Raw genomic sequence first — 11,622 nt, 5'->3', positions numbered from 1 at the left:
TGTATTTTTACTATTTTGCGTACGCTATCTGTTCGATTTCTTTTGCAAGTTTTCTAACTTGATCGGTAATAGTAAAGTTAGCTTCACAGTGCTGCTTTACTATTTGCTTTTGCGCGGCAAGAGTTGCTTTTGGAAGTTCAGCAATGTGTTGGAGATGCGTTGCCCACGTGCTGGCAGGCTTTGACTCCGGAATAAGGAATTGATCGAATTGAGGTGGCCATGCTTCGTTAACCCCTCCCACATCACGTGCTACTGGAATAAGACCACATGACATTGCTTCCAGCAGTGTATTGGGAAGTCCTTCAAAATAGGATGGAAGTACGAAACAGTCTGCTTTTTCGAGTAAAGGGAAAATGTCCTGAACCCATCCGTGCCAAGTTATGTGGGCAGAAAGTTCTAAGTCTTTGCACTGCTTTTTTAAAAGCTCTTCTTCAGTTCCGGTACCAACAACATGCCAGTGAAATGGAACACCTTTTTCTGCTAGAATATGCATGGCGTCCATAAGTTCTTTATGTCCCTTCAAACCGTTTAGCTGGCTGGTTGTGATAAACTGGATAGGACCAGCGCTTGTCGCAGGTTCGGTAGGTCGGGCATGTTTACCAGTGTATACAATAGAGGTTCTATTTTTGGGTATGAACGGCAAATGTTCAAGCATCCCGTCTCGATTATGGTTGCATGGAAAAAGATAATGGGGGGTGAGTGCGGCATCCAGCAGCTTAACCTTTGTGCAGCGCTTCATATCTTTTGGAAGACCGATACGCTGGATGATAGGAATATCTAGAAGCTTTGCACTGATTCCGACGGTACGTAATTCCTTGCTAACATTAATAAGTATTACATCTACATTTTCGTTTCGCAAAAACTGCATGAACTTAACGATGCTGATCGGGCTGAAATCAGCACCAAACTTAACAGTGAATGCACGCATGTTTTTAGAAACTGCGCGGTTACGAAAACGATCATCTTTACCGATGAGGACAACTTCATGACCTTGATTTTGCAACTCTTCTGCGACATCGATGGTCCATGTTTTTACACCGCCCCAACCGGCAGTAGCATTGAAAAATGCTATCTTCATTCCTAACCTCAGGTAATGTTTAAATAGAAGTCTGTGATTTCGGTGTGTTCACACCATATGTGCAAGCGCCGAGAGTAATGCCGAGCATTGCCATGCCGATGGTCAGCCACCATGTCCGGAAAAAGTCGTGAGCTGAAATTCCAGTGCCGAGATATGCCAGATAGCCACCCCAGAAAAGCGCAGTGTAGCGCCAGTAGTAGCTTGAAGAGCGACTCTGCATTTCTTGCACGACATTAGGGCGGATTGCCTTGAATGCGTAATACAGTAACCCAAAGAGGAAAAGCATGCAGACTGCAAATCCAATTACTCCACCATCTGAAAGGAATTGCAGGTAGATGTTGTGTGGGTGGGGAATTCCTGCGTGCGTTTTAATCTGTTTTAATCCCAGCATGTCGCGAGCAGGAGCGTATGTTTTTAGCCCGGCACCGAAGATAGGGAAATGGTCAAAAATTTTGAGTGCAAAGGACCAGATTTCCCATCGCGAATCTTGCATGAGGCGTTCTAAGGATATTCTTGAAGGTCCAAGTACCAGGAGTGCACTGGCAGCAGCTGCTGGAAGCGCAAGCTTATACCAGCGGAATGGTGGCCAGACAAAAGCCCAAAGCGTAAACGATGCAAGGCATGCTCCTGCATACCCGCTTCGCGTGAGGCTGAATATCCATAAAAAGACTGCTGGAATTAGCAGCGTAGCGCAAATGCTTTTGCCCCACTTATACCCTTGCTGCTTGGTGAAATAGAGTATCCCGCAAGCTGCTGGCAAAATGATCGCCATGTAGTTCCCGACACGAGGCGTTTTCATAGACCCTGTCAGTCTATCATAATAGATAGCAGTGTGATGAATAAGGTCGAACCCAGTGAAATATTGCCATATACCGTCAAGTCCTTGAAGGAAAGCAGCGCCGGAAAAGGCAACGATGAGTTTTTGCAAATCTTTTTCTGATGTAACCAACTCCATTGCAATGAATGGTATTAAAAATGCCTTCCACCAGTTACTGCTGATTGCTCGGATCGATTGCGCAGGCCATTCAGAGAGCAGGATGTTGAGCGCAAGGTATGCGAAAAAGATCAAAAAGAATTTTTTGCCACCGAAATTATGCAAGTTGGTGTTGCGAAATCCTTTTGCATAATAGGCTGCAAGAAGAAGAATCGAGCCTATTTGACCTATTTGAATGAAAATGCGTCCAAAAGAAAAGAACAGCATGTAGAAGCAGAATAGGTACACAAGTGCTGTGTGTATCTGTGCCTGCGTGATGCTGTTCCATTTTGTGAGTACTATTTCTTTGTATGCCATTCTAAGTTGGTATCCGTTGCTAAAATCGATCAATTGTTATGGGGAAGAATAAGCACAACACGAGTGTGCTTATGTATGGCTGGATAATACGCAAAAAATCTAGTGGAAATTAGTAGGTCGGGAATTGGATGTCAAATTATTTAAACTTCCATAGTATCTATCAAGAGAAATTGACATTATGGAAGGTAAGCGTTGAAGAGGGGGCGAGTGAGTTTTCTAACTTGTGAATATTCCATGCTTTCTTGTTTTCTTAATTGCATGACATAATGCGTGGAAATAGCTCGGCTTGCCTGAGATGTGCTTGTTAGAGTTTTAGATACAATCACTGGATGCAGCCATATCAATTTTTGAAAAAAAGATGAATAAAGGGCTACTTTTTGTTTGTGCGTGGTGCAGCACTGGAGGCTATATTCGCCCAATTTAACGGCAGTGCTATTTAACGTTATTTTAGCATAGGAAAAACGATAAGTGCCCCTGCGGCAGGATTGAATCTTCTATATATCATGTAGGATTGTTATGGGTGTAACGCATAACAATCGTTTTTTTTTATAAAGTCTCGACTTGGTAAGTGTTTGAAAAATATGTATATAAAAATGTAACAGGTTTTATTTTTGAAAATTGCAAATCAGCTCTTGGTTGTTTGCATATTTATTGCTAAAAATAGCTTGTTACTTTTTGAACAAGGTAACTTTCTTTGGCGAAGACATAAAAAACAGCCTCTGTGCTGTTTTTGCTTTTCGGGGCTTACGTAATACCAACGTATCATGTCACTGGGGTAGTGACTTGCTCTGAAAAAGGCATAACAGTTTATTTAGTTACTAAATCTAATTTGGTGCAAACAGCAACTTTCATCACCGGAAGGAATTTAGATGAGTTTACAGCAGACAGTAGCACCTGTCGAATTTTACATGCCGCCAGTTACAGTTATCGGTTCTGGCGCAATTAAAGAGATTCCTGCAAAACTTGCGTCCTTGGGAGGTACCAAGCCTTTACTCGTAACAGATAAAGGAATGACGCAGCTTGGCGTGACCGCTTCTATCGTACAGATTATTCAGGCAGCAGGTATGCAGTGCGCTGTATACGATGAAACCGTGCCTAACCCGACAGATCAGAACGTTAATGACGGACTTGCACAATACGCCAACAACGGTTGCGATTGCATTATTACCCTTGGTGGCGGCAGTGCCCACGATTGTGGTAAAGGCGTAGGTATTGTGGCTACTAATGGTGGCACAATTCACCAATACGAAGGTGTTAATAAAGCACGCGTAGCAATGCCGCCATTTATTGCCGTAAACACCACTGCGGGAACTGCGTCTGAAATGACACGTTTCTGCATTATTACAGATACCACCCGCAAAGTTAAAATGGCTATTGTGGACTGGCGTGTGACCCCAAGTATTGCTCTTGATGATCCAGAACTCATGGTTGGCATGCCACCAAGCCTTACCGCAGCAACAGGTATTGATGCTCTGACACACGCTGTGGAAGCATATGTTTCTACAGAAGCAACACATCTGACAGACGCAAACGCAGAAAAAGCAATCAAGTTAATTGCTAAATACCTGCGTCGTGCAGTTGGTAATGGTCGTAATATAGAAGCGCGTGAAGCAATGTGCTTTGCACAGTATCAGGCTGGTATGGCGTTCAACAACGCTGGGCTTGGATATGTTCACGCAATGGCACACCAGCTTGGCGGTCTCCTTAACTTACCGCACGGTGAGTGTAACGCGATTCTTTTGCCACATGTATGTGAGTTTAACATGCTTTCTGCAATGGATCGTTTTGCAGAAATGGCTGGTTTCTTTGGTGTGCAGGCCACAGCACGCACACAGCGTGAAGCTGCAACCAATATGATTCAGGCAATTCGCGATCTTCTTCAGGATATCGGTATTCCATCAAGCCTTACCTTGCTTGCACAAAAGTATGGTAAGACTGTTAACCCTGAAGATTTTTCCGCCATGGCAGACAGCGCAATGAAAGATGCATGTGCGGCAACTAACCCTCGCAATATGACTAAACAAGATATTATGGCAATTTACCGTAAGATTTTGTAGGTCACGCATCCATACGAATGCGAAAGCGTCTGGCATAGTTGTCAGACGCTTTTTTTGTGCCTTTGCTGGGGTGAACCAGATATAACGGGGCGGCTTATTGTATTGTGTAATCCAATTCCCTTTCCCCCTTTAGCCTGATGATCATATTCGATTATAGAAGAATTAACACTGTAGTGGTACTTTATTTATTGAGTATGTGACTTGATAAAGACATTACGTCCAATAGACTGAAAGGTTATTGGACGTTTTTTTATTGTATAGTGACGTATCATAACAGCAAAAATATCTTCGTTACTGCCATTTTGCACCCACAATAAATGTATGGTGGAAATATTGTTCTGTACTCATAATAGGTTGTATTATAGTACATTCCTTCAATATTGATTTGATATTCATATATATTGGTTCGACAAACGCTTTCAGTACGTATTTGTTGAAGATGCTACTTTTTCTTTACCAAAATATTTATGCTTATGAAAAAATATCCGATATTATAAATGGTTATATGGGGTGTTGCTTGTGCTTGAGGCAAGGGGGGCATTGAGAGTGAGCAATTTTTAGTCGTTGAAATCAGCTACTAGTTTGAGACAACTTTTGTCGGGAGGTGCAATGTTCAAAACCATAAAATCTAAGATTGCGGCAGGATTTATAGCGTCGTGTTTGATATCGATTATTGCCGTAGCAACTATGTCTTTTGTGATTCTGAAGCAAAGTGCAAAGGAAGATTTTGTTAAAGAAGCTGAGTTAAGTGCTCATCTTGTAGATAATTATCTTTCTTTTTTTATGCAGTCTGCGGAGAATAATGCAGTTCACTTAGCTAACGATTCCGTCCTAAAAAGTGCGGGTGGTAAGCTTGATGTATTTTATAATTCTACTCAGCCAGCCTTTGTTTTTCGTGGCAATGAAACAGTGGAACAGCAGGCGATAGCGAAAGTTTTTAAAGATCTGATACAGACTCATTCACTCTACGGGGTTGTATTTATGGGAATGACAGACGGCGGTTATATTCATTACCCCGACGCTAAAGTTCCTGCTGGGTATGACCCTCGAAAGCGTCCGTGGATGAGCCAGGCAATGCAGTCCACCAAGAGATCTCTAGTCTCGAAGGCTTATATGTCAGTTTCCAAGTACCCTGTCGCAAGTGCCATGGCAAAAGTGTATAATGATGCCAAAGAACTCATTGGGGTAGTTGGGGTTGATTTAGACCTTTCTATGCTGGTTCGTGTTATGGGTGAAATTCGAATGGGGCGTACTGGGCGAGTTTCTTTGCTTGAAGAGGATGGAACAATTATTGCCTATCCTGACAACAAAGATATTTTAATGAAACGCCTTGGTGACACTTCGCTCCCCGGTTTAGATTCTCTCGCGGGTAAACATGATGGGGTGTATAATACCACTATTAACGGCATAGATAAGTTGGTGTGTATTTACTCTGTAAAAGGGTATAAATACAAATTGATTTTTATTCAGGATAGAAGCGAAATATATGAAAGTGCACGACATACCGCCGGTTTGATAAGTATTGCCGGAATAATTGCCGCGATATTCCTTGGTGGGTTTGGGTATGCGTTAGCTCGATATATTGTAGCACCGTTAAATGTTATGGTTTCTACTGCTCATGCTATTAAAAATGGTAATTATGATGAAGTACCAAATGATAAATCATTTAGTGGTGAGTTGTTAGAGTTGAATGAGGCACTGTCTGCAATGATAAGCAGTTTGACCGAAGCCTTGGGGGTTGCTGCTCAAAAAACAAGCGAGGCTGAAGAGCAGAGTGCTGCTGCCTCTGAAGCACTTGCAGCTGCCCAAAAAGCGCAAGAAGAAGCTGAAAGTGCGCGTCGTGAAGGTGTAATGCAGGCTATTAATCAGCTTGAAGCGGTTGTGGCAGGGGCTTCAGTTGCTTCTGATGAGCTAGCAGGACAGATAGATCAAACTCGACGCGGTACGGAGAATCAAGCAGCACGAACAAGCGAAACTGCTACCGCAATGGAAGAAATGAACTCTGCCGTTACGGAAGTTGTTAAAAGTGCAGAAGATGCTGCTAATCACTCAGATAAAGCACGTGAGCAAGCTGAAAAGGGTGCTGAAATTGTTCAGCATGTAATTACAGCTATTAATGATGTTGAACAGCGGTCAACAGTTATGAAATCCCGATTGGGCGAACTTGGGGAGCAGGCAGAAGGGATTGGGCAGGTAATGACTGTCATTACTGATATTGCAGATCAGACTAACTTGCTTGCCTTGAACGCTGCCATTGAAGCTGCTCGGGCTGGGGAAGCTGGCAAAGGCTTTGCTGTCGTAGCAGATGAAGTTCGTAAGCTTGCAGAAAAAACCATGCAAGCAACCAGAGAAGTCGGCGAGGCTGTTTCAGCTATTCAAAGCGGTACACAGGATAATATAGATGCTATGGACAAAACAGGTGAGGCTGTTGAGCATAGTACAACTCTTGCAAATGAGGCTGGAACTGTGCTGGGAACAATGGTGCCTTTGATAGAAGGTTCAGCGGATATGGCGCGAACAATTGCCACCGCATCTGCACAGCAGTCTGCAACGAGTGAAGGAATAAATCAAAGTGTAGAGGAAGTGAGTCTTCTTGCAGAGGACATGGCTTCTTCTGCCGCAGAATCAGTACGATCTATGGATCACCTTCGCGAACTGACAAACGATTTACGGCGTATTATTGATGAATTGCAAGAATAGATGCAGCTAATGTTTTGAACAAAATTAAATGAAGCACCCGATAATTTTTATGATTATCGGGTGCTTTTTTTCGTTTATTTTAGTGAGGGTAACTTAATAAAGTGAGATTAACACTTAGGTAATGTGTAGATTTTTTTACATTATTCTATTTTTTCCATCTGAAAAAAATGAAAAATATTTACCTGCTGAAAAAATTGTAAAAAAAAATTTTAAGTTTTAACATATTGAATATATAGAACTAAATTTTTTTCAAAAAAGAAAGTTGTAATACAAAAGGTGTTTCTTTCTTAATGGTTTGAAAATGTTGCACTTTATTTGTTGAGAAGTTTATGGTTCAAAGAAAATTACCGATATGAGTCTAACTAGAAAAGGGAGTTTTGTGCTTGTAGCCAAGGGGAACTGTCTAGGTAGAAATGCTGCTTGCTAGCTGGCAAGTGCTTTTCATGTGCAGGCAATGAAAGTCGAGGAGGAGACACGCATGTTTGAAACAGTAAAATCTAAGATTGCAGCGGCGCTAATTGCTTCGTGTTTGATATCAATTACAGCCGTGGCAGTGATATCATATGTGATTCTGGAGAAGAGCGCGATGGATGAATTTCGCAAAGAATCAGAAGTAAGTGCTCACTTAATAGACAATTATCTTTCATTTTTTATTAAGTCATCGGAAAATAGTATGCTGCAGTTAGTAAGCAATCCAGTGCTGAAAGCTTCTGCAGGTAAGCTCGAAGCGTACTATGATTCTCCAAAAGAAGTGTTTATTGCGCAGAAGAATATGACGACGGAGCAACGCGAAATTACATCTGTTTTCAAAGAATTATCAGAAACTCATTCTCATTATGGTGTGGTTTTTATGGGAATGAAAGATGGTAGCTATATTCATTATCCTGACAACGCTATAGGAGCTAGGTACGACCCGCGTAACCGACCGTGGATGATTCAAGCGTTACAATCTACTAAGGCTGTATCACTTACAAAAGCGTACATGTCTACATTGGGCTACCCAGTTGCCAGTGTCGTTGCAAGGGTGCACGATACTGCAGGGGAAGTGATTGGTGCTACTGCCTTTGACTTGAAATTGTCCACGCTTGTTGAGTTGATGGATCAGATTAAAATGGGACGCACTGGGCGCGTTGCGCTGCTCGAAGATGACGGTACTATTCTTGCTTACCCTGACAATAAAGATGTTTTGATGAAGAAACTGGGTGAGACTTCTCTAACTAGCTTGGATTCGCTTGCTGGTAAGAGTGAAGGCGTTTACGAAATCGAAATGAATGGTATTGAAAAAATTGTGTATGTGTATACAGAGAATGGTAAGGACTATAATTTATTATTCTTTATGGATAAAAGTGAGGTGCTAGAAAGTGCTGAAGAGGCTGCAAAGCTGATAGGCATGGTGGGCATTGCCGCTGCGATACTTATTGGTTTTGCGGGGTATTTTCTTGCCCGATCAATTGTGGCGCCACTCAATGTTATGGTTGCTGCTGCCAATTCTATTAGAAATGGCGATTATAATGTAAAAGTCGATAATAGTTCATTTAGTGGTGAACTTCTCGAATTGAATGATTCTTTAAGTGCCATGGTAGATAGTTTGATGGAGGCACTTGGAGTTGCAGAGCAGAAAAGTAAAGAAGCTGAAGAACAAACTCTTGCAGCATCGAATGCACTTGAGGCTGTTGAAAGAGCACAACAAGAAGCTGAAGGTGCTCGTCGTGAAGGTGTAATGCAGGCTATAAGTCAATTGGAAGCTGTTGTTTCTGGCGCATCTGTTGCTTCAAGTGAACTTGCAGAGCAGATAAGTCAAACCCGTCGTGGTACAGAAAATCAGGCAGCTCGAACCAGCGAGACCGCAACAGCAATGGAAGAAATGAATGCTGCCGTTGTAGAAGTTGCGCGAAGTGCTTCAGATGCAGCAAGTCACTCTAACAATGCGCGAGAACAGGCTGAAAAAGGTTCAGAAATTGTACAGGATGTAATTGCCGCTATTCATGACGTAGATGAGCGATCTGCTATTATGAAATCTCGATTAGGTGAGCTTGGTGAGCAGGCTCAAGGGATTGGGCAGGTTATGACAGTCATTACCGACATTGCCGACCAGACAAACTTACTCGCATTGAATGCTGCCATTGAAGCTGCTCGTGCTGGAGATGCTGGCAGAGGGTTTGCTGTTGTTGCTGATGAAGTTCGCAAGCTTGCAGAAAAAACCATGCAGGCAACACGAGAAGTCGGCGAGGCTGTGTCGGCGATTCAACATGGCACGCAGGACAATATTGAAGCCATGAATAAAACAAATGAGGCTGTTGAACGTAGTACTGTGTTAGCGAATGATGCAGGGACAGTGCTTAATTCTATGATGCAGTTAATAGAAGGTTCTGCGGATATGGCACGAACAATTGCAACAGCTTCAGAACAGCAATCTGCAACCAGTGAAGAAATAAACCAAAGTGTGGAAGATGTGAGCCGCCTTGCAGAAGAAATGGCTTCTGCTGCAACTGCTGCTGGAGCCACAATGAACCACATGGAAGAACTCACTAATGATCTTCGCAGAATTATTGACGACCTTCAGGAGTAACTTATAGCTGGATTGATAATAAATAGTTACAGCAAGAGGGTTAGTTTACTTTAGTAGTAAGCCCGACAAACATGCGTTTGTCGGGCTTTTGTATTTGTGCTTCAGATCTCAAATGGGAGTACGTGTCATGACTTCTGTATAGATAATGGAAAGTTTAAAAAGGCTTAATATTGGTTAGTATAAGAGGTGAGCCCTCATGGTAGATTCTAGTATAATGCCTTAGGTACTTACCCATAACTTATCTGCCACGAAAAAAGGGTTTAACGGAATTACCGCTAAACCCTTGGTATCAAATGGCGCGCCAGGAAAGATTCGAACTCTCGGCCGACGGCTTAGAAGGCCGTTGCTCTATCCAACTGAGCTACTGGCGCGCGTTGAGGGCTGATGTTTATCTGAACAGTGAAATATGGTCAAGTCTTCTAATGTAATTTGTTGCGTTTTTAGAGAAAAAAATTGTTTTTTGAAGATAACCAACGCAACATATTAAAAACGTGGTTGTAAATAGATAATAATAACAATGCAAAATTACTTTGCAGAGTAATCAAAGTTGCTGCAAAATACGCCCTGTACAAATTGTGCCACAAACTGATTGGTATAGCGAAGGGTGGTGCTGTAAAAGCATTGACCTGTAAGTAATCATACTCTAAGGCGACTGCATGAGCGAAACAGAACGAAATTTTTTTGCAACGTATGAAGACTTTGAAGCGCATTTACAGAAGCTTGGTCTTTTTCACATGGATTTAGCACACAGCAGAATTGATGCTGTGCTGAATGAAGCAGAACTAAAACGACCGGACTATCCTGTTGCTCAGGTTATCGGGACAAATGGAAAGGGCAGCACCAGCTCGTTTCTTTCTGCTTTTGGACAAGCGACAGGCTTAACTGTCGGGCTATATACTTCCCCGCACTTTATCACTCCGCGTGAACGTATTCTCATCAACGGTGAAATGTTGGATGAAGAAGAATGGTGCGATGTTGCCAACGATGTTATGGAATGCGGTGGCAAGGAGCTCACCTATTTTGAACTGCTTACAGTCATGGCAGTATTCTTTTTTGCGGACTATGAGGTTGATTTAGGCATCTTCGAAGCTGGCTTGGGTGGGACGCATGATGCTACAACAGCTATTGAGCGCGATTTAGTAGTGTATACTCCTATCGGACTGGATCATGCAGATGTCCTTGGTGCAACAGTAGAAGATATTGCCCGTGATAAAGCTGGGGCAATGCGAAAAGACCTTCCTGCAATTACCCACGTTCAGGAAAAAAGTGTCATGACTGTGCTGAAAGACGAAGCGCAAAAAGTTGGAGCAGCTCTTGTAACATCAGAAGGTACTGTGACCTTGCCTTCGACGACCCGCATCGGCTTGACAGGAAAGCACCAAAAAGAAAATGCCTTGCTCGCGCTTGCAGCATTCAGAAAGCTTGTTGAAAAATATGGCTGGTCTCCTGCGGATATTATGGATTGGGACGATGTAAAAGAGATCGGTGTAGCTGATGCATGGATTGCTGGACGATTCCAACATATAGCCGCTACTGACATGTTGCCGGAACTGTACCTTGATGGCGCTCATAACGTCCCTGCTTTTGCGGTGCTTGCAGATACATTGCAGGAACAGGCGATAAAACCAGCTGTAGTTATCTTTGGTTGTATGGAAAACAAAGATATTCAAACTCTTGTGCCCAAAGTGCAGGGGCTTACAGAAGGTGCTATTCTCCTTCCTCAATTTACTGAAATGGATAGAGCTGAACCGGCAGAACGTCTCGCCACTCATTTTGATGATCGTGCACAGGTCTGTGAATCGTTGCAGGAAGCCTTAACCCGCAGCAAAGAACTTGTAGGTGATGCCCCTGTGCTTTTATGCGGTTCTCTCTACTTGCTTGCAGAGTTTTTTGCTCTGTATCCAGAATTTTTACAGCGCTAAGGAGC

6 protein-coding genes and 1 tRNA gene are annotated in these 11,622 nt (G+C 42.7%); 4 read left to right on the top strand and 3 right to left on the bottom strand.

Annotation, left to right across the window (positions count from 1 at the left end):
• Positions 1-10: 10 nt before the first annotated feature.
• Complete coding sequence (locus N4A56_RS08730) at positions 11-1,078, bottom strand: glycosyltransferase (protein ID WP_295546599.1); 1,068 nt, start codon at positions 1,076-1,078, stop codon at positions 11-13.
• A gap of 19 nt (positions 1,079-1,097) precedes the next feature.
• The gene (locus N4A56_RS08725; RefSeq protein WP_295546596.1) at positions 1,098-2,369 is read right to left on the bottom strand and encodes an O-antigen ligase family protein; all 1,272 of its coding nucleotides are present in this window, start codon (positions 2,367-2,369) and stop codon (positions 1,098-1,100) included.
• Positions 2,370-3,238: 869 nt separating this feature from the next.
• On the opposite strand from N4A56_RS08725, the gene N4A56_RS08720 reads away from it, so the two are divergent.
• The 3 genes from N4A56_RS08720 to N4A56_RS08710 all read left to right on the top strand — a co-directional run bounded on the left by N4A56_RS08720 (position 3,239) and on the right by N4A56_RS08710 (position 9,695).
• A complete protein-coding gene (locus N4A56_RS08720; protein WP_293670201.1) occupies positions 3,239-4,426 on the top strand; it encodes an iron-containing alcohol dehydrogenase in 1,188 nt (395 codons plus the stop codon).
• A 609-nt stretch (positions 4,427-5,035) separates the two neighbouring features.
• On the top strand, positions 5,036-7,126 hold the full coding sequence (locus N4A56_RS08715) for a methyl-accepting chemotaxis protein (protein WP_295546594.1): 2,091 nt from the start codon (positions 5,036-5,038) through the stop codon (positions 7,124-7,126).
• A gap of 454 nt (positions 7,127-7,580) precedes the next feature.
• The gene (locus tag N4A56_RS08710; protein ID WP_366519908.1) at positions 7,581-9,695 is read left to right on the top strand and encodes a methyl-accepting chemotaxis protein; all 2,115 of its coding nucleotides are present in this window, start codon (positions 7,581-7,583) and stop codon (positions 9,693-9,695) included.
• A 294-nt stretch (positions 9,696-9,989) separates the two neighbouring features.
• Here the strand turns inward: N4A56_RS08710 and N4A56_RS08705 are convergent.
• Positions 9,990-10,066, bottom strand: a tRNA-Arg gene (locus N4A56_RS08705).
• Positions 10,067-10,351: 285 nt separating this feature from the next.
• Between N4A56_RS08705 and N4A56_RS08700 the strand changes: the two genes are divergently transcribed.
• The gene (locus N4A56_RS08700; protein WP_295546592.1) at positions 10,352-11,617 is read left to right on the top strand and encodes a Mur ligase family protein; all 1,266 of its coding nucleotides are present in this window, start codon (positions 10,352-10,354) and stop codon (positions 11,615-11,617) included.
• Positions 11,618-11,622: the final 5 nt, after the last annotated feature.

The sequence above is a fragment of the Halodesulfovibrio sp. genome, from assembly GCF_025210605.1.
Classification (GTDB): Bacteria; Desulfobacterota; Desulfovibrionia; order Desulfovibrionales; family Desulfovibrionaceae; genus Halodesulfovibrio.
The sequence above is the reverse complement of the archived record's forward strand: the minus strand, read 5'-3'. Positions and strand labels throughout refer to the sequence as shown.